Origin of the sequence: Pseudomonas sp. UV AK001 (assembly GCF_046097675.1) — a bacterium.
Taxonomy (GTDB): domain Bacteria; phylum Pseudomonadota; class Gammaproteobacteria; order Pseudomonadales; family Pseudomonadaceae; genus Aquipseudomonas; species Aquipseudomonas kribbensis.
The window spans coordinates 127,500-146,460 of sequence record NZ_JBJUVZ010000012.1 but is presented as its reverse complement, the minus strand read 5'-3'; the positions used below and the strand labels follow the sequence as shown (position 1 = coordinate 146,460).

Genomic DNA, 18,961 nt, shown 5'->3' with positions numbered 1-18,961 from the left:
TGAGCGGCGTTTTTTATTGCCCTGAAAAGACTTCAGGCAAGGCTTTTGCTGACCACCTCATACACATCACTGGACAGCTGCCCCGAAGCCAGAATCCGCTCCAGCTCTGCCTTCATCAGCGCCTGACGAGCGCCGTCATACTTGCGCCAGCGAGTCAGCGGCGCCAGTTGACGCGAAGCGATTTGCGGGTTGAAGCCGTTCAGTTCGATCACCAGGTCCGCGAGGAAGCGATAACCCGAACCGTCCGCCGCGTGGAAGTTGATCAGGTTCTGCCCGGCGAACGCACCGACCAGCGCACGCACCTTGTTCGGGTTCTTGATGTTGAACGCCGGGTGCTGCATCAGGGCTTTGACCCGCGCCAGACCGCCCGGCAAGGTGCTGCCGGCCTGCACGCTGAACCACTGATCCATGACCAGCGGATTGTCCTTGAAGTGCTCGGCGAAACTGGCCAGGGCCTTGGCCTTCTCGGCGTCGAACGGCGAGTTGACCAGCACCGCCAGCGCGGTCAGGCGCTCGGTCATGTTGTCACAGGCGTCAAACTGCTCCAGCGTTGCTGCCAGCACTTCAGGCTTGCCGCTGAGCATCAGGTACGACAGCGCAATGTTCTGCAGCGCGCGACGGGCGAAATGCTCGGCTTCGGCCACGTACGGGGTCTTTTTCGACAGCTCGCGGTTGGCCTGATAACGCTGCCACAGCGCCTCGAACAGATTGTCCGCCAGTTGCTGACGGGCGAATTCACGGGCGGTGTGGATTGCATCCACGTCGGCGATTTCACTGATTTCGGTCAGGTAGGCTTCGCTCGGCAGCGAGAGCATTTCCGCGACCATTGCCTGATCCAGGGTCTGGTCAGCCAGTACCGTACGCAAGGCAGAAACCAGACGCGGATCGAGCACCAGGCTTTCGCCCTTCTGCTGCTGACCAATCAGTTCCTGCAACACCTGCACCGACAGTTGCTGGCCGGCATCCCAGCGGTTGAATCCGTCGCTGTCATGCTGCATCAGGAACATCAGTTGATCGCGGTTGTACGGGAAGCTCAGTTTCACCGGCGCCGAGAAACCACGCAGCAAGGACGGCAGCGGTTGTTCGGCGATGTCGACGAAGGTGAAGGTCTGTTCGGCTTCGGTCACCGAGATCACCCGAGTGGTGCCTTGAGCCGAGGCTTCACCGGCCAGACGCAGGGCAATCTCGTTGCCTTGGCTGTCGAGCAGGCCCAGTTCCACCGGGATCACGAACGGCAGCTTTTCAACCTTGTCCGGGGTTTCCGGGCAGCTCTGGCGGAAGGTCAGGCTGTAGGTTTTCGCAGCGGCGTCGTAAGACTCGCTCACCGCCAGACGCGGTGTACCGGCCTGGCTGTACCAGCGCTTGAACTGAGTCAGGTCGACGCCATTGGCATCTTCCATGGCCTTGATGAAATCGTCGCAGGTCACGGCCTGGCCGTCGTGGCGTTCGAAGTACAGGTCGCTACCCTTGCGGAAGCCTTCGGCGCCCAGCAGGGTGTGGATCATGCCGACCACTTCCGAGCCCTTTTCGTACACGGTCAGGGTGTAGAAGTTGGAAATCTCGATGAAGCTGTCCGGGCGTACGGCATGGGCCATCGGGCCGGCATCTTCGGCGAACTGGTGGGTACGCAGGTACGCCACGTCCTGAATGCGCTTGACCGTGGCCGAGTTCATGTCAGAAGAGAAACCGGCGTCGCGGAATACGGTGAAGCCTTCCTTGAGCGACAGCTGGAACCAGTCGCGGCAGGTCACGCGGTTGCCCGACCAGTTGTGGAAGTATTCGTGGGCGACAATGGCCTCGACCCGCTGATGCGCAGCGTCGGTGGCGGTTTCGGCCCGGGCCAGCACGGCGCTGGAGTTGAAGATGTTGAGACCCTTGTTCTCCATGGCGCCCATGTTGAAGTCGTTCACGGCGACGATCATGAAGATGTCCAGATCGTACTCGCGACCGTAGACCTCTTCGTCCCAGCGCATGGACTTCTTCAGGCTGTTCATGGCGTGCTGGCACTTGTCGATGTTTTCCGGCTCGACATAGATGCGCAGCGCTACGTTGCGGTTGGTCATGGTGGTGAAAGAGTCTTCAACGCACCACAAGTCACCGGCCACCAGCGCGAACAGGTACGCCGGCTTCATGAACGGGTCTTCCCAGGTCGCCCAATGACGGCCGTCTTCGCCGGGACCGCTGGCAATCGGGTTGCCGTTGGACAGCAGCACCGGATAGCTGTGCTGCTCGGCGACCACCGTGGTGGTGAACTTGCTCATCACGTCCGGGCGGTCTAGGTAATAGGTGATCTTGCGGAAGCCTTCGGCCTCGCACTGGGTGCAGAACATCGTGCCGGACTTGTACAGGCCTTCCAGCGCGGTGTTGGTTTCCGGGTGGATCTTGACGCTGGTGTCGACCGTGAAGGTTTCACTCTTCGGCTGCAGGGTCAGGTGATTCTCGGTCAACTGGTAGTCGGCGGCGCGCAGTTCCTGGTCGGCCAGGGTCACCGAGAGCAATTCCAGCTGCTGGCCATCGAGCACCAGCGGCGGCAGGCCCGGGCCACGGGCCGGGTTGCGGCGCATCACCAGTTGCGCGTGGACCAGGCTGTGGTCCTCGAACAACTCGAAGGTCAGGTGTGTTTCATCGATCAGGTACTCGGGCGCCTGATAGTCCTTCAGGTAAATCATCTTCGGTTGTTCGGTGCGCATGCTGAAGTCCTTATTGATGCACGGCGAGCTGATAGGCCGTGTACTTGCGAATGTTGATCACGCCAGTGTCGAAGATCAGGTACTGGCCCTTGATCCCCAGCAGCGTGCCTTCGGCAATCGGGTTCTTGTCTAGGTTGAAGCTGACGATCTTGGCCGGGTACTGCTCGACCGGGTAACGGATTTCCAGCGGCTCGACGTCGTTGACCGGTTGAATCGCCTGCAGACCGAAACGTTCCTGCAAGCCTTGCAGGCCTTCGGCGCAGCTGGCGAACAGCTGATCGCGCACCTGGGCCAGATCCACCGCCGCCGCATCGCCCTTGAGCAGTGCGCGCCAGTTGGTCTTGTCCGCCACCTGACTGCGAAACAGGTCTTCGACAAAGCCCGACTGCTGGCGCGTGGCGACGCGCATGATCGGCAGCGCCTGACTGGCGCCCTGATCGAGCCAGCGGGTCGGCAGTTGGGTGGCGCGAGTGATGCCGACCTTGATCCCCGACGAATTGGCGAGATAGACGACGTGGTCGGTCATGCAGAACTTCTCGCCCCACTCCGGTTCCCGGCAGGTGCCGGCGTCGAAGTGGCAGCGCTCCGGGCTCATGATGCACACATCGCACTGGGCCAGTTTGGTCATGCACGGGTAGCAGTAACCCTGACTGAAACTGGTCTTGGTCTTGCGTCCGCAATGGGTGCAGTGAATCGCCCCCAGGTATTCCAGACGCACCGTGGTGCCGATCAACGGGTTGACCGGCACCTCGACGTCATCCAGACGAAACGCGTATTGCACGTTCGGCCCGTCCAGGCGCGCCGACATTTTGCTGATTGCACCGCGGCCAATCTCGATCAATGGATGGCGTCCGACTTGAACAGGATGTTCGGCACTTCGATCGACTTCGACGCACACTCCTGCGGGCCCATGTAACCGGTGCGCTCTTCTTCGGGCAGGTTCTGCATTTCCCAGGCGATCATCGCCTGCAGCGACAGCTCGCGCTGTTCGGCGGTGAGCTTGCCACCGTCGGACCATTTGCCGATTTCCACGGCCAGTTTCAGGCTCTGGTAGATATCCGGGGTGATGTTCTTGATCAGGTCGTTAAAAGAGGACATCAGGGTCTCCGTGCTCTTTATTCAAAAATTCAGGCGGCCAGTTTACGGCGGTTGTACAAACCGCCCAACAAACCGGTGAAGCATCCGATGAGTAACCCGCCGACGTGGGCGGCGTTGGCGATCTGGCCGAACCCGATCATCGAGATCAGCCCGGACATGCACACCAGCAGCCACACCAGCATCATCACCAGCACGCCTCGCGGCAGGCGATAGGCCGGGTTCGGCGCCAGCAGCTGGAAGATCCAGCAGTGGCCAAGCAGCCCGTAAAGCACGCCGGACAGGCCGCCAAACAGGCTCGGGCCGCTCCAGGCAAACTGTGCGTAGTTGGAAACGAGGCTGAACAGCAGCGTCAGGCCGATGAGGTTGATACTGCCCTGGCGCGACTCGATGCGCCGCCCCAGTTCCCAGTACCACATGCCGTTCATGGCCAGGTGCAGGATGCCGAAGTGGATCAGCATCGGCGTGAACAGACGCCACCACTGCCCCGCCGCCAGGCTGTCGGCCAGTGAGGTGAAATGGATGTAGTCGCCGACCACGCGAAAATCGAGGAAGGTCAGCCAGCGCATCGTGTCGAGGTTGTCGCCCAGATACGTCAGGCCGCCCACCAGCAGGCTCAGCAACAGGATGAACCCGGTGGCCTTGGCGTGTTTCAGTTGCTCGGCGAAACTCGGACGCTTGAAGGTCGGTGCCACCGGAATGTCCAGTTGCTGATCCGGGTCACCTGCCGGGAAGCGCTCGTACAGTGAGCGCACGTCTTCGCTGATTTCAGACGGCACCCACAACACCTGCTCGCCCGACTCTTCGCTGACGCGGTGTGGCACCTGCATGCGTTGCAGCAGTTTGACGAAACCGCTCAGGTCCGCCGCCAGTGGCAGACGCAATACCGCTACCGCGCTCATCGCAGCACCTCCGGCCGCTCGACATCGACCCAGACAAATTTATGCGGATCCAGGCGGGTTTCCTGATCCAGACGATAAGCCACCAGTTTGCCGTAGAGCACGGCGCTGTAATCCAGGCACGCGAGGTTCGGGCGGATCGGCGCCGGTTTGCCGCTGCGCCAGTAGTGGCCGACGAACAGCAACGGTTCATCGACGCCGTAGCGCAGCAGGGAATTCTTTTCGCTGGAGGTCAGCGGCTTCTGCGCCACCGGCTCCGGCAGTGCGTCAGGCTGGAACACGATGTCGCCGTAAGTCTGCGGGTCGTCTTCCCAGAACTTGGTGCGGAAGAACGAGCGCACCAGACCGTCGCCGCTGGTCATGGTCAGGCCATCCGGCAGACGCATGTCGGTGCCGCGCAGCAGGCGATCGAACACCGTGCAGGCAAAGCTGCCCGGTACGGCGGAAGCCTGAAGGAAGTGCTCATCGATGCAGCCATCGGGGAACAACGCGCGCAGCGGTTCGATCAGTCCGGCATCCCAGCAGGCATGCACGACCCGGAAGCGTCCGGCGTCAACAAACAGCGGCAGCTCATAGAACCAGCGCTGGAAGTCGTGCCAGTCACCGGGATGGTCTTCGAACTGGGTCAGGGTTTCATGCAGCAAACGGGCATGGCGCGGCGTGTGCTCGCGCACGAACTGCTTGCCGCTGCCCGGTGGTGCCGGTGTGCTCCAGCCCAGTGCGTTGAATTCGTGGTTGCCCATGATGCACAAGGCCTGGCCGGCCTCGACCATGTCATGGACGATGTGCAATGCCTCGCGAATCCGCGGGCCACGGTCGATGATGTCGCCGACGAACACGGCCATGCGCGAAGGATGCCGCCAGACCCCGCCCTGCTTGTGGTAACCGAGACGGTCCAGCAGGTGTTCCAGGGTCAGGGCGCATCCGTGCACGTCACCGATCAGGTCATAACTGCGCGCGGGATCGAGCATCAGTCGCCTCCACCACCCAGCTTGCTGCCCCAGCCGAGTTTGGTGCGGCAGACCTCGTAGTAGTTGTGGTCGAGCGGATGGATCAGCCGCAGCTTCTGCGCTTTCTTGCTGACGGTGATGGTGTCGCCCGGCGCGCAGGTGAAGTGGTTCTGCCCGTCGCAGGAGACCTGCGGGTAGATCTGCATATCTTTGGACACGACGATTTTCAGCTCACTGTTGCCATCGACCACGATCGGTCTGCCCGACAAGGTATGGGGGTACATCGGCACAATCACAATAGCGTCGAGCTTGGGATGCATGATCGGGCCGCCGGCGGACAGCGCGTACGCGGTGGAGCCGGTCGGCGTGGCGACGATCAGGCCGTCGGCCTTCTGGCTGCAGACGAACTGGCCGTCGATGTACAGCTCGAACTCGATCATCCGCGTCGATTTGCCCGGGTGCAGCACCACGTCGTTCAACGCATCGCCCTGGCCGATGGCCTCGGCGTGGCGGCGGACTTCGGCCTGCAGCAGGAAGCGGTTTTCCACCAGATAGTGGCCGTCGAGCACTTCGGCGACCTTGATTTCCAGCTCGTCCGGGCGGATGTCGGTGAGAAAGCCGAGGCTGCCACGGTTGATCCCGAGCACCGGAATGTTGTGCTTGGCCAGCGCCCGGGCCGCACCCAGCAAACTGCCGTCACCGCCGACGACGATGACCATGTCGCAGACTTCGCCGAGCATCTTGCGCGACGAGGTTTGCAGGCCATGGCCGGGCAGGACTTCGGCGATAGTGTCTTCGAGGATCACATGCAGGTGACGATCGAGCAGAAAGCGTTTCAGTCGGCGGACGGTATCCAGCACCTGGGAACTGCCCAGGCGACCGATGATGCCGATATTACGAAATTGCTCCATGGGACTCCTGCTGGGGCTGCGACGGCGAAAACGACGATTATGGGCGAAAGCGCCGGATAGACAAAACCCTTTCAGCCCGAGAGTGCGCCTGCGTTTAAGGCTATGCTCGCAAGATGATCCTATTTCCCGATTTGCTCCAGTTGCCCCATCAGTTGCGCCACCCGGAAGTGCGCGATCTGGCGTGGGTGATCCTTGCCCCGCCGATGCTCGCCGCCACGCCGTGGCCGCAACGTCATCCGCTGGCGGGCAGCGACTGGGTGCACGACCCCGAGCGGCTGGCGCACTGGCTGCACCGGCTCGACCGGGACAGTTACGGTCTGCTGCAATGGCTGTCCCAGGCTCGCACCCGGCGCCTGGGCCTGTATTACGAGCGGCTGTGGCAGTTTGCCGTGGAGCATGCGCCGGGGATTGAACTGATCGCCGCCAACCTGCCCATCCGCCGCGAAGGCCACACCCTAGGCGAACTCGACATGCTGCTGCGCGACCGTGACGGCGTGCATCACCTGGAACTGGCGATCAAGCTCTACCTCGGCCCGCAGAACGGTGACGGCCGCGATCCGGCGCAGTGGCTCGGCCCCGGTTGTCATGATCGACTGGATCGCAAACTGGCCCACCTGAGTGAACACCAGTTGCCGATTTCCGCCCGCCCGGAAAGCCGTGAAGCCCTGGCTGCGCTGGATATCGAGTCATTCAGTGCGCAGTTGTGGCTGGGCGGTTACCTGCTGTATCCATGGCCCGGTCAGTCCGAACCACCGAGCGGCGCCCATCCTCAGCATTTGCGCGGCAGTTGGCTGCATCAAAAGGACTGGCCGGCGTTTATCGCCCAGCGCCCGGCCGGACGCTGGCAACCCCTGCCCCGCCATGCGTGGCTGGCGCCGGCGCATTACCCGGCAGATCAGGCCTGGAATCACGAGCAGTTGCGGGCCTGGCTCGATGAACTCGAACCGCTCGCCCCGGCGCAACTGATGGTGCGCCTGACCGAGAATGCCCGGGGCGAATGGGAGGAAGCCGAGCGGCTGTTTCTGGTTTCGGATCTGTGGCCGAACGTGCCCGGGCAGAGTTAGACGCTCAACCGGAGTGCCAGAGCCGCCAATGTCACCAGCAACACCGGCACCGTCAGCACAATCCCGACCTTGAAGTAATAGCCCCAGCCGATCCGGATGTCTTTGCGCTCCAGCACATGCAGCCAGAGCAGAGTCGCCAGACTGCCAATCGGGGTGATTTTCGGCCCCAGGTCGCTGCCGATCACGTTGGCGTAGATCATCGCCTCTTTCACCACACCGGTCGCCTGACTGGCATCGATCGACAGCAAACCGATCAGCACCGTCGGCAGATTGTTCATGATCGACGACAACAACGCGGTCAGCACGCCAGTGCCCATGGCCGCGCCCCACACGCCATACCCGGCGAAGGCATCCAGCCAGCCGGCCAGATGATCCGTGAGCCCGGCGTTACGCAGTCCGTAGACCACCAGGTACATGCCCAGGGAGAAAATCACGATCTGCCACGGCGCCTCTTTCATTACCTTGCGCGTGGAGATCTTGTGCCCGCGAGCGGCGATGCCCAGCAACAACGCCGCGCACACCGCCGAGATGGCGCTGATCGGAATCCCCAGCGGCTCCAGGGCAAAACAGCCCAACAACAGAATCAGCAACACCGCCCAACCGGCGTAGAACGTGGCCTTGTCGTGGATCGCCGTCTCCGGGTGTTCAAGCTGTTCAGGGTCGTAGTCTTTTGGAATGTCGCGGCGAAAGAACCACAACAACACCGCCAGCGTGGCCGCGACGCTGACGAAGTTGACCGGCACCATCACCGCCGCATAACGATTGAAGCCGATGTGGAAAAAGTCTGCCGAGACGATGTTGACCAGGTTCGACACCACCAGCGGCAGGCTCGCGGTATCGGCGATAAACCCCGCGCCCATGACGAACGCCAAAGTCGCCGCCGGCGAAAAGCGCAGGGCCAGCAGCATGGAAATCACGATGGGCGTTAGGATCAGCGCCGCGCCGTCATTGGCGAACAACGCCGACACCAGCGCACCGAGCAACACCATGAAGGCGAACAGCTTGCGCCCGCTGCCCCGCCCCCACCGCGCCACATGCAATGCGGCCCAGGCAAAGAACCCCGCTTCGTCGAGCAACAGGCTGATGATGATCAGCGCCACGAAAGTGCCGGTGGCGTTCCAGATGATCTGCCACACCAGCGGAATATCACTCAGGTGCACCACGCCGAAAATCAGCGCGACAACGGCGCCGAGCGTTGCACTCCAGCCGACCCCGAGGCCTTTGGGTTGCCAGATCACCAGGGTAATGGTCAGCAGGAAAATCAGTGACGCAGCGAGCATTCGCGACAGCCTTCAATAAAAGGGGAAAGAATCAGACCACAAAAAAACCTGTGGGAGTCAGCTCCCACAGGTTCGTTATGTTGTCAGAAAAATAAGTGGATCACTTCTTGTGCTGCGCTACCCACTCGCCATAGGCATTGATGAAGCTCTGCAGGAACGGCTTGACCGACTCGTTCAGCTTGCCCGACTCATCAAACGCCGTACCGGCGCCGCCCAGATAGGCCTCCGGCTGCTGCATGCACGGCACGTTGAGAAAAACGAAGGACTGGCGCAAATGCTGGTTGGCGCCAAAACCGCCGATGGCACCCGGCGAAACGCTGATCACTGCACCCGGTTTGCCGCCCCAGACACTCTTGCCATAAGGCCGCGAGCCGACGTCAATCGCATTCTTCAAAGGTGCCGGCACCGAACGGTTGTACTCCGGGGTGACAAACAGCACCGCGTCGGATGAGCCCACTTTTTGCCGAAAAGTGCTGTAGGCTGCCGGCGGTGAATCGCCGTCGATGTCTTCGTTATAGAGTGGCAAATCGCCAATTTCCACAATGTTCAGCTTGAGGTTGGCCGGTGCCAGTTCCGCCAGCGCCAGCGCGACCTTGCGATTGATCGATGCTTTACGCAGGCTGCCGACCACTACCGCGACGTTATAGACATTGCTCATGGGAAGACTCTCGACTGTCCGTGGGAGGAGCCTGTAGTTATAGATGATCCAGCGACGATTCCACCAGACGACGAGGGATATTTCCCGCGTCCGGATTATTTTTTTCCTGTAGGAAAACTTACCAAGCTCGATGGCGGTCTACCAAGCCGCAAATCAAGCGTTTTATCTCCAGAGGTTCTAAGCAGATGGCAGCAGTACTCGTCGGTCAGTTCCATGCAAGAGATGCGGAAGGCCGCGTTTATTCCGTGCATGAGTTCCAGGAATCCAACCCGTCGGCAGACGGTTTCACCGGCATGGAGCCTGTTACCACCTACAAACTGGCGATTGGCGATCGGGTCAATAAAATCGACGACAACGAATTCCTGCTGGTTCAGTCGGGCATCACGTTGATTCGCGAACCCGAGCCGACTGTCGCTTCATAACCGATTGTTATGAGCAGAAGTCATCCGCGCCGAGTTGGGGTAGGATTCAGCCACTGACCCCAACGGCCGGACATGGACTTCACGCATGCGTTTACGTCATATCGAGGTGATACAGGCGCTTTTACAGACGGGTCACGTGGGCACCGCCGCCGAATGGCTGCAACTGCCGACGGGCGATGTCGAGGAGCGACTGCGCGAAGCCGAGAGTCAGTTGGGGTTCATGCTGTTCGCCAGCGTGCGCGGACGGCTTCAGGCCACGGCCGAAGCCCGTGCGCTGCAAGTTGAAATCGCCCACATTTATGAAGCGCTGGAACCGGTGCAACGGCTGGCCAGCAGCCTCAAGCAATACCTCGCCCCACCCCTTCGAATCATCGGCACCCCGCCGCTGGCTCAACAGTTGTTGCCGCAAAGTCTCGCCACATTGCGCCGACGCCTGCCGGACGTGCCCTGCACGCTGCTCAGTGAACCCACCCGTCACATCGTTCGCAGTCTGTTGCTGCGTGAAAGCGATCTGGGCCTGAGCCTGCACGATCCCGAACATCCGGATATCCATTGCCAGCCGCTGGCCCAGGGCAAGCTGCAATTGCTCGCGCCTCACGGCTGGCTGCAACCGAAGCAGAAGTACATTTCGCTGCAGGACCTGGCCGGTCAGGCGATGGTCGGCCTCGAAGGCCAGGACCCGCTTAGCCCGGCGCTGGAACACAAACTCCAGGCCTTGCGCCCGGCACCGAGCATCCACACCCGGGTGCAGACCCATCAGATGATGCGCAGCATGGTCGAGGCCGGTGAAGGCCTGGCCATCGTCGACCCGTTCACCGCGCTGGGTGCCCGGGCCGGTGGAATCGACACTTGTCCGTTGTCACCGGCGGTGCCGATCAGCCTCTATGCACTGACCTTCAAGCACGCGCCGCCGACATCGGCAGTCCAGACATTGCTCGGCATCGTTACGGAACAAGCCGAGGCGATGCTGGCGAGCTGATCGGGTTTTCCAGCGGATTATCGAACAATCGATACCAGAACAACGCCACCTCGGCGGTGTTCGGGTCGATGCCGCGATAGCGCAGATGGTCGATGCCACCGATCACATAACCGCAACGCTCATACAGGCGGCAGGCGCCGAGGTTATTGTTCTGGGTCTCGAGCATGATCCCCGGCAGTTTTTTCTTGCGACTCCAGAACTGCGCCACATCCAGCAACGCTTTCGCCACACCATGGCGCCGTGCCGGCGCATGCACCGCCAGCTCATCGATATGGGCGAAACCGTTCCAGTTGGTGCTGATCACCAGATGCCCTACCGGCTGGTCTTCCAGATACGCCATGAAAATCGCACTGTCGGCGGCATCGCGAAAACTGCTGAACTCCTCGGGATCGATGCCGTAGCACTTGCGGTACGGCACGATCGGCGTCACGCCCCACTGCGCGACGGGTTTGCCGATTTCGGCGGCGCCATAGGCGGCGACCTCGAAGCTGAAATCACTGCCCCAGATATAAGCGGCAAAGCCGTCGTCGGCAACGCGCACCGACAGCCCTGGGTATTTTGGATTCATGACCGGTTGCATACTGGGAAACGCCCTCATTCCTTGACGCAATCGACGGTGTATTGCCGTCCATTGCCCTCGTCTTCGTGTTGCAGTCCGTGCACATCGACCACGAAACCCGGAAAACTCGCATCGAACGTGCGGGCAAACTTCAGGTAATCGATGATCGACCGGGTGGATTCGGTAAAACGCTCACCGGGCATGATCAACGGAATCCCCGGCGGATAAGGCACCAGCATCACCGCCGCGACACGCCCCTCCAGCTCATCGATCGGCACCGCCTCGACTTCGCCGCGCACCAGTTGATCGTAAGCGTGGGCCGGTTTCATGGCGATTTCCGGCAGCACGGTGTACATGCGCTTGAGGTGTCTGGCGGTGGCATTGCTGCGGTAACAGGCGTGGAGCTGATCGCACAGGTCGCGCAGACCCATGCCGCGATAACGCGCCGGGTCCTCCTGGGCGACACACTTCAGGCAAGTGTCGAGGCTGACGTTGGCGTCGTAGCTGCGCTTGAACTCCAAAAGCTCGGTCAGCAGCGTGCTCCATTTGCCCTTGGTGATGCCCATGGAGAACAGCACCAGGAACGAATAGAGCCCGGTTTTCTCCACCACCAGCCCTCGCTCCCAGAGGAAACGACTGACCACCGCCGCCGGAATCCCCTTGTCACTCAGCGCTCCACCAGCGGTCAGGCCGGGCATCACCAGAGTGACCTTGATCGGATCAAGCAGCACATAGTCGTCGCTGACCTCGCCGAAGCCATGCCAGTCCGCCTCGGGCTTCAGCAGCCAGTCTTCGGTCTGCACCCGGTCGATGCCCTCGACACCCGGCGGCTGCCAGATCGAAAACCACCAGTCATTGGCGTCGATGTGTTGCCGCAGATTGGCCAGTGCCCGACGAAAGCTCAGGGCCTCGTCGAAGGTTTCCTGCAACAGCGAACGCCCGGCCGGGCCTTCCATCATGGCCGACGCCACGTCCAGCGAAGCGATGATGCTGTACTGCGGCGATGTCGAGATATGCATCATGAACGCTTCGTTGAACCGGTCGCGATCCAGTTGCCGCGCGCCGCCGTCCTGCACATGAATCATCGAAGCCTGACTGAAGGCCGCCAGCAGTTTATGGGTGGAATGGGTGGTGAACACCAGCGGGCTGTCGGCACTGCGCGAGGTGGCCATGCCGTAGCGTCCGGCAAAGAATTCGTGAAATGCCGCGTAGGCGTACCAGGCCTCGTCGAAATGCAGGACTTCGACGCTGTTGCCCAGGCTCTGCTTGATCAGTTCGGCGTTGTAGCAAAGGCCGTCGTATGTGGAGTTGGTGACCACGGCGAGTTTGACTTTCGGCTCCCGGCCCTTGGTCAGCGGGCTCGCATCGATCTTGGCCTGGATCGATTCGCGGCTGAATTCACTCAGCGGGATCGGGCCGATGATCCCCAGTTCGTTACGTTCCGGGCACAGATAGAGAGGAATAGCCCCAGTCATGATGATCGCGTGCAACACCGACTTGTGGCAGTTGCGATCCACCAGCACCAGATCGTCACGCCCGACCATGGAGTGCCAGACGATCTTGTTGGCGGTCGAGGTGCCATTGATCACGAAAAAGGTGTGATCGGCGCCGAAATTGCGCGCAGCCCTTGCTTCTGCCTCGGCCAAAGGGCCGGTGTGATCGAGCAGCGAACCCAGCTCCGGCACCGACACCGACAAGTCCGAGCGCAGAGTGTTTTCCCCAAAGAACTGGTGAAATGCCTGCCCCACTGGGCTCTTGTGATACGCCACCCCGCCGCCATGTCCCGGGGTGTGCCAGGAATAATTGGAGTCGGCAGTGTGCTGCACCAGCGCCTTGAAGAACGGCGGCAGCAGACCGTCCAGATACTTGCGCGCCGCCCGTGCGACCTGTCGGGCCAAAAACGGTACGGTGTCTTCGAACAGGTAAAGAATGCCGCGCAACTGATTCAGTTCGGCCATGGCATCGGCCGGGGCGTTTTCCAGGGTGACCTGCTCGCCGAGGGCGAAGATCGGCAGATCCGGCGCCCGCACCCGGGCCAGACCGATCAGTTCGGCCATGTTCTGTAACAAATGGGAATTGGTGCTGGCGTCTTCGGCGGCAATCAACATGCACGCCAGACCATGGTGGGTCGACGCCACCAGCCGGCCCTCGGTGTAGTCCGTGGCCGAAACGATGCTGAAACCTTCCTGCTCGAGTTCACGGGCAATGCCGCGAATGCGTTCGCCGGCAACCGTGTCGGCCTTGATGTCGCGGTGGACGATCAACACCGGGAACTTCAGATCTTTGTACATGGGGCTCAGTGTCCTGAGGCGGCGGAGAGTAATCTGCCATTGTCCTCAGGGTAGAGGGTCGGAGCGGATGTGGCGAGGGTGGCCAGTTGTCAGTACTGCCAAAAACAAAGGATCGTCCGGATGCGGCCAGCGCCTTCGGACGATCCTTTTATTTTCAAGCCTGGGCTTCGGCTTCCAGCAGCTGAGTCCACAGCGCCGGGGCGCCAGCGGACTTGGCGATGATCTCCAGACGCACCTGGTGCTCGGCCAGTTCCGCTTCGGTGGCGCGAATGATCCGTCCCGGCTTGCGATCCGCCGGCAGACGAAGGATTTCAGTGGCGGAGTTGTCCGCGCCCTCACCCGTGCCGTTACCGTCGGAAGCGTTGCCGGCCAGCGACAGGCTAGTCTGGCCACCGGTCATGGTCAGGTAGACGTCGGCGAGAATCTCCGAGTCGAGCAAAGCGCCGTGCAGCTCACGGCCGGAGTTGTCGACGCCGTAGCGTTTGCACAAGGCATCGAGGCTGTTGCGCTGCCCCGGGTGACGTTCCCGGGCCATCATCAGGGTGTCGAGGATCGTGCAGTGCTGTGTGATGTCCGCGCGATCCTGCTGGCCCATCAGGGCGAATTCGTTGTTGATGAAGCCAACGTCGAACGCCGCGTTATGGATGATCAGTTGCGCGCCGTTGATGAACTCGAAGAACTCATCGGCCACTTCGGCGAAACGTGGTTTGCCGACGAGAAATTCGTTGGTGATGCCGTGGACGCCGATCGCGCCTTCGTCACTTTCGCGGTCCGGTTGCAGGTAGACGTGAAAGTGCCGCCCCGTCAGGCGCCGACCGATCAGCTCGACGCAACCGATTTCAATGATCCGGTGACCATCGGTCACCGGCATGCCGGTGGTTTCGGTATCGAGTACAACGGATCTGGTGGCCATCAGTGTTCAGCTCTCAACGGGTCAATCGTGCAAAAGCGGCGATGTTAACACGCCCGTGGCGCACGTCGCGCACCGCCGGGTGATCGGCGCTCATGCAGTTTTTAACAATCATTAGCAATGTTCATAAAGTCTGGGGCAAACCGGCTTGCTAGCGTGCGCGGCCTGTTTCTCACGGATTCGAACACCTCATGAAGACTGCACGGTTTCTATTGCTTGGCACCTGCCTGCTGACGGCTGAAGCGCACGCCACCAGCTTCGTCATCAGCACCGACATCACCCTGAGCCTGACGCTCAGCTCCAGCAAAGGCACCAGCGGGTCGTTCAAGGACGACAAGATCGTGCTGGCCGCCAAGGACGATGCGGCGGCCTTCGTAGCCAGCGACGGAGACATTCGGGGCGCGCAGATGGAAGCGGCATTCCAGCGGATTCGCAGCCTGTTGCCGGAACTGTCCGCGACTGACCAGCAACTGGCCAAGGCCATTCTGATCCTCTGATCAGTCCTGCTTGTAGCCGCGCACTTCATCCACGCCACGGTTGGCCAACTGGTCGGCCCGTTCGTTGCCGTGGTGGCCGATGTGGCCGCGGACCCATTTCCAGGTGACCTTGTGGCGGTTGACCTGCTCGTCCAGCTCTTTCCACAGGTCGGCGTTCTTGACCGGCTCTTTGGCGGCGGTTTTCCAGCCGCGTTTCTTCCAGTTGGCCATCCACTCGTTGATGCCTTTCATCACGTATTGCGAGTCGGTCACCAGCAGCACTTCGCAAGGACGCTTGAGGGCTTCCAGGCCGCGAATCGCGCCGAGCAGTTCCATGCGGTTGTTGGTGGTGTTGGCTTCGCCGCCCCACAGTTCCTTTTCGACGCCCTTGCACACCAGCAAGGCGCCCCAGCCGCCCGGGCCGGGGTTGCCCTTGCAGGCGCCGTCGGTGAACAGTTCTACGCTATCGACGCTTTCGCTCATGCCAATCTATCCAGAAAAATGCCTGGCCTCGCCGATCAAGGATCGACAACGGCCCGGGCCGGGGCAAACCCGGCCACAATAAAAGAAGGTTTACGGTTCGATGCGGCGACGATTGACCTTGGCCATCGGCAGCGGAATCAGCTTGCCCATCGGTTCGCGGCGTTCCTGACGCACCGGACGCAGGCCGACCACGATCTTGCGCGCGACCAACAGATAGAAACCGCCGCCCGCCAGTTGCCAGTCGCCGGCCTTGCGTTCCCAGCCGGCCAGACGGGCCTGCCACTTGGGTGACGCGAGCGGCGGACGATAGCACCCGAAGCGGCGTTTCTCCAGCGCGAAGCCCAGCAGATTGAGCCAGTCGGCGACCCGCGAAGGCGAGATGCAGCGCGCCTGATGCAACGCGTCGTGGGCGAACACATGGCGCAGGCCCCAGGTGCTCCAGGGATTGATCCCGACAATCAACAGATGCCCGCCGGGGCGTACGCTGCTGGCCGCTTCCCGCAGCAGGCCGTGGGGCGACAGGCAGAAATCCAGACCGTGCTGCAACACCACCACGTCGGCGGCGTGTTCACTCAACGGCCAGGCCTGCTCTTCGCAGACGATCTCGACGCCGGGCAACGGCGCACCGAGCCGCACGTTGCGCTGCACCTGCGGCGCCGACGGCGGCGTTTCGGCGGACGGCCCGTAATGCACCAGATAGCCGCCGAAGAACCGGCCGAGCTCGTCTTCGAGCATGCGCCGCTCTTCGTCCAGCAAAAATTGCCCGAGGGGACCGGACAGCCATTCACGGGCCGCCCCGATCAGGGCAAGCCAGTCAGGATCGGCCTGAGCGAACGCTTTATCGATCATTGCATTCTCCAACACGCCAGGAACCTCTAAGATGCGCCAATGTTACCCGCTTGGCGAATCCGAAGATGATACAGATCAGTGCCCTGCCCGCCTTCACCGACAACTACATCTGGTTGTTACAGGATCATGCCACCCAGCGTTGCGCGGTGGTCGATCCGGGAGATGCCGCCCCCGTGCAGGCGTGGCTCGCCGCGCATCCGGGCTGGGTGCTGGGCGATATTCTGATCACTCACCATCACCATGATCATGTCGGCGGTGTCGAGACGCTTAAAAAGGCTACCGGCGCGACTGTCTACGGTCCGGCCAGCGAAAGCATTCCGGGGCGGGATGTGGCGCTCAAGGATAACGACAAGGTTCGCGTGCTCGGCTGGGATTTCGATGTCTACGCCGTTCCCGGTCACACCCTGGGGCACATCGCCTATTACCACCACGGCCTGCTGTTCTGCGGCGATACTTTGTTCGCCGCCGGTTGCGGCCGGCTGTTCGAAGGCACGCCGGAGCAGATGCACCACTCGCTTGGTCGTCTGGCGGCGCTGCCGGAAGACACGCTGGTCTACTGCACCCACGAATACACCCTGAGCAACCTGAAATTCGCCGCTGCGGTGGAGCCGGGCAACCCGGACATTGCCGCCCGTCTGGAAAAAGTCAGCCAGCAACGGCAGAACGGAGTCATGACCCTGCCCTCGACCATCGCCCTGGAAAAGCTCACAAACCCGTTTCTGCGTACCAGTGAAACATTAGTTACACAAAAAGTGGACGAACGGAATGGCGCTCAAAACCGGGCGCCGAGTGAGGTTTTTGCGGCTCTGCGGGCTTGGAAAGATAAGTTCTAAGCCGTTCACCACTTGGTACAAAAACGCTGAATGGTTGACCGCAGGGGGTGCGCTTTCTAGAATCGCCCGACATTTTTGCCCGGAACTTACTTCCAGCCAATGTCGTCATCCATACGTAAGTCCGTCAATTCAGACGCATTGACCCGCCTGGCGCAAGCCATCGCGGTGGCTGTGTCCGCCACGCTGGCGGGCTGTTCCAGCCATGCTCCGCAGACTGAAGCGACCCATACGCCGAACATTGCTGCGCGAGCCAAGCAGAAGCCCATCTGGTTGTCCGAGAAGCCCAGCCCGCAGGTGCCCCAGGACATCTGGGAACGCATGCGCGGTGGTTTTCAGCTTCAGGAAGGCCTGGGCGTGAACCCGCGCATCGAGCAACAGCGCCTGTGGTTCGCCAGTAACCCTTCCTTTCTCGAGAACGCCGGCGAGCGCGGCAGCCTCTACATTCATTACATCGTCGAGCGCCTCGAAGAACGCAACATGCCGCTGGAACTGGCCCTGCTGCCAGTGATTGAAAGCGCCTACAACCCGATGGCCTATTCCCGGGCCGACGCGGTGGGGCTCTGGCAATTCATCCCTTCCACCGGGCGTTACTACAACCTGCGCCAGACCCGTTTCTACGACGGCCGTCGCGACATCACCGCCTCGACCACGGCAGCGATGGACTACCTGACCCGCCTGCACGACATGTTCAACGGCGACTGGCTGCTGGCCCTGGCGGCCTACAATGCCGGCGAAGGCACGGTCAGCCGCGCCATCGAACGCAACGAGAAGCTCGGCCTGCCGACCGACTACTGGAACCTGCCGCTGCCGGCGGAAACCCAGGCGTACGTGCCGAAACTGCTGGCTCTGTCGCAAGTGGTGCTGTCGCCGGAAGCCTACGGGGTCAACCTCAACCCGATCGCCAACGAACCTTACTTCCAGGTCGTCGAAATCAACCAGCGCATGGACCTGTCCAAGGTCGCCGCCGTGGCCAACATCGACGAAGACGAGCTGTTCCAGCTCAACCCGGCGTTCAAGCAGCGCACCACCATCGACGGCCCGCAGCACCTGCTGGTGCCGACCTCGAAGGCGCAATTGCTGACCGCCAGCCTGCAGACCATGCGCCCTGAAGAACTGATCAGCCCTCGTTCGCTGAAACCGGTCTTCGAAGGCGCCGACCCGACCGAAGTCGCGAAGCTCAAGCGTGCGTACCGGGTCAAGCGCGGCGACAACCTCGGCTCCATCGCCAAGGCCAACAAGGTCGACGTCAAGGACCTGCAACGCTGGAACAAGCTGACCGGCAAGAACCTCAAGGTCGGCCAGACCCTGGTCATGCAGGACACCACCAAACGCACCCCGGCCCACAAGACCAGCGGGCGCATCAACACCGTGGTCGCAGCCAACACCAAGACCAAAGCCAAGGACGACAGCAAGCAGCAGACCCAGTACAAGGTCCAGCGCGGCGATACGCTGTATGTTGTTGCCAAGCGTTTCAACGTCGAGATGCAGCATCTCAAGCGCTGGAACCCGGGCGCTGGCAAGGCGCTCAAGCCTGGGCAGATGCTCACGGTCTACCAGCCGCACTGACAAAGAGCCCCTGAATTCAGGGGCTTTTTTTTGCCTGTCATTTTTT

At 61.5% G+C, this 18,961-nt stretch carries 19 protein-coding genes; 6 read left to right on the top strand and 13 right to left on the bottom strand.

The window, feature by feature from the left end; translation table 11 throughout:
• Positions 1 to 32: 32 nt before the first annotated feature.
• The 6 genes from pepN to ACKLNA_RS26750 are packed head-to-tail and all read right to left on the bottom strand — an operon-like array spanning position 33 to position 6,545.
• Entirely contained in the window at positions 33 to 2,690 is a 2,658-nt protein-coding gene (pepN, locus tag ACKLNA_RS26775) for an aminopeptidase N (RefSeq protein WP_408987629.1), read from the bottom strand.
• 10 nt (positions 2,691 to 2,700) lie between these two features.
• On the bottom strand, positions 2,701 to 3,531 hold the full coding sequence (locus tag ACKLNA_RS26770) for a DUF2797 domain-containing protein (RefSeq protein ID WP_408987628.1): 831 nt from the start codon (positions 3,529 to 3,531) through the stop codon (positions 2,701 to 2,703).
• On the bottom strand, positions 3,528 to 3,788 hold the full coding sequence (locus ACKLNA_RS26765; RefSeq protein WP_007956913.1) for a YeaC family protein: 261 nt from the start codon (positions 3,786 to 3,788) through the stop codon (positions 3,528 to 3,530). Before ACKLNA_RS26765 ends, ACKLNA_RS26770 begins: the two co-directional genes overlap by 4 nt.
• A 29-nt stretch (positions 3,789 to 3,817) precedes the next feature.
• On the bottom strand, positions 3,818 to 4,687 hold the full coding sequence (locus tag ACKLNA_RS26760) for a rhomboid family intramembrane serine protease (RefSeq protein ID WP_085733061.1): 870 nt from the start codon (positions 4,685 to 4,687) through the stop codon (positions 3,818 to 3,820).
• Positions 4,684 to 5,658 (bottom strand): metallophosphoesterase, encoded by a 975-nt coding sequence (locus ACKLNA_RS26755; RefSeq protein ID WP_371856526.1) that lies wholly within the window; start codon positions 5,656 to 5,658, stop codon positions 4,684 to 4,686. Before ACKLNA_RS26755 ends, ACKLNA_RS26760 begins: the two co-directional genes overlap by 4 nt.
• A complete protein-coding gene (locus tag ACKLNA_RS26750; protein WP_011333623.1) occupies positions 5,655 to 6,545 on the bottom strand; it encodes an NAD(+) kinase in 891 nt (296 codons plus the stop codon). Before ACKLNA_RS26750 ends, ACKLNA_RS26755 begins: the two co-directional genes overlap by 4 nt.
• Positions 6,546 to 6,658: 113 nt before the next feature.
• Between ACKLNA_RS26750 and ACKLNA_RS26745 the strand changes: the two genes are divergently transcribed.
• Positions 6,659 to 7,609: a DUF1853 family protein gene (locus ACKLNA_RS26745; protein WP_408987627.1), complete on the top strand. Its 951-nt coding sequence runs from the start codon at positions 6,659 to 6,661 to the stop codon at positions 7,607 to 7,609.
• Here ACKLNA_RS26745 and ACKLNA_RS26740 read toward each other — a convergent pair.
• Together ACKLNA_RS26740 and ACKLNA_RS26735 are read right to left on the bottom strand one after the other, a co-directional pair.
• The gene (locus ACKLNA_RS26740) at positions 7,606 to 8,889 is read right to left on the bottom strand and encodes an arsenic transporter (protein WP_408987626.1); all 1,284 of its coding nucleotides are present in this window, start codon (positions 8,887 to 8,889) and stop codon (positions 7,606 to 7,608) included. The genes ACKLNA_RS26745 and ACKLNA_RS26740 overlap by 4 nt on opposite strands.
• Positions 8,890 to 8,989: 100 nt before the next feature.
• Entirely contained in the window at positions 8,990 to 9,547 is a 558-nt protein-coding gene (locus ACKLNA_RS26735) for an NADPH-dependent FMN reductase (protein ID WP_085708589.1), read from the bottom strand.
• A 185-nt stretch (positions 9,548 to 9,732) separates the two neighbouring features.
• Here ACKLNA_RS26735 and ACKLNA_RS26730 point away from each other — a divergent pair, with 185 nt between their 5' ends.
• A complete protein-coding gene (locus tag ACKLNA_RS26730) occupies positions 9,733 to 9,969 on the top strand; it encodes a hypothetical protein (RefSeq protein WP_085708590.1) in 237 nt (78 codons plus the stop codon).
• Positions 9,970 to 10,054: 85 nt separating this feature from the next.
• Entirely contained in the window at positions 10,055 to 10,948 is an 894-nt protein-coding gene (locus tag ACKLNA_RS26725; RefSeq protein ID WP_408987625.1) for a LysR family transcriptional regulator, read from the top strand.
• Here ACKLNA_RS26725 and ACKLNA_RS26720 read toward each other — a convergent pair.
• The 3 genes from ACKLNA_RS26720 to dnaQ all read right to left on the bottom strand — a co-directional run bounded on the left by ACKLNA_RS26720 (position 10,914) and on the right by dnaQ (position 14,711).
• On the bottom strand, positions 10,914 to 11,528 hold the full coding sequence (locus ACKLNA_RS26720) for a GNAT family N-acetyltransferase (RefSeq protein WP_085708592.1): 615 nt from the start codon (positions 11,526 to 11,528) through the stop codon (positions 10,914 to 10,916). The genes ACKLNA_RS26725 and ACKLNA_RS26720 overlap by 35 nt on opposite strands.
• A 14-nt stretch (positions 11,529 to 11,542) precedes the next feature.
• Positions 11,543 to 13,798 (bottom strand): Orn/Lys/Arg decarboxylase N-terminal domain-containing protein, encoded by a 2,256-nt coding sequence (locus ACKLNA_RS26715; protein WP_085708593.1) that lies wholly within the window; start codon positions 13,796 to 13,798, stop codon positions 11,543 to 11,545.
• Positions 13,799 to 13,952: 154 nt separating this feature from the next.
• A complete protein-coding gene (gene dnaQ / locus ACKLNA_RS26710) occupies positions 13,953 to 14,711 on the bottom strand; it encodes a DNA polymerase III subunit epsilon (protein ID WP_408987624.1) in 759 nt (252 codons plus the stop codon).
• A 188-nt stretch (positions 14,712 to 14,899) separates the two neighbouring features.
• Between dnaQ and ACKLNA_RS26705 the strand changes: the two genes are divergently transcribed.
• Positions 14,900 to 15,205 (top strand): DUF2388 domain-containing protein, encoded by a 306-nt coding sequence (locus ACKLNA_RS26705; RefSeq protein ID WP_408987623.1) that lies wholly within the window; start codon positions 14,900 to 14,902, stop codon positions 15,203 to 15,205.
• Here the strand turns inward: ACKLNA_RS26705 and rnhA are convergent, their stop codons facing one another.
• On the bottom strand, positions 15,206 to 15,667 hold the full coding sequence (gene rnhA, locus ACKLNA_RS26700) for a ribonuclease HI (RefSeq protein WP_039770807.1): 462 nt from the start codon (positions 15,665 to 15,667) through the stop codon (positions 15,206 to 15,208).
• A gap of 90 nt (positions 15,668 to 15,757) precedes the next feature.
• A complete protein-coding gene (locus ACKLNA_RS26695) occupies positions 15,758 to 16,516 on the bottom strand; it encodes a methyltransferase domain-containing protein (RefSeq protein WP_085708596.1) in 759 nt (252 codons plus the stop codon).
• A 65-nt stretch (positions 16,517 to 16,581) separates the two neighbouring features.
• Here ACKLNA_RS26695 and gloB point away from each other — a divergent pair, with 65 nt between their 5' ends.
• Positions 16,582 to 17,349: a hydroxyacylglutathione hydrolase gene (gene gloB / locus ACKLNA_RS26690; protein ID WP_114886648.1), complete on the top strand. Its 768-nt coding sequence runs from the start codon at positions 16,582 to 16,584 to the stop codon at positions 17,347 to 17,349.
• Between the two features lie 99 nt (positions 17,350 to 17,448).
• Entirely contained in the window at positions 17,449 to 18,915 is a 1,467-nt protein-coding gene (locus ACKLNA_RS26685; protein WP_408987622.1) for a transglycosylase SLT domain-containing protein, read from the top strand.
• Positions 18,916 to 18,961 lie beyond the last annotated feature (46 nt).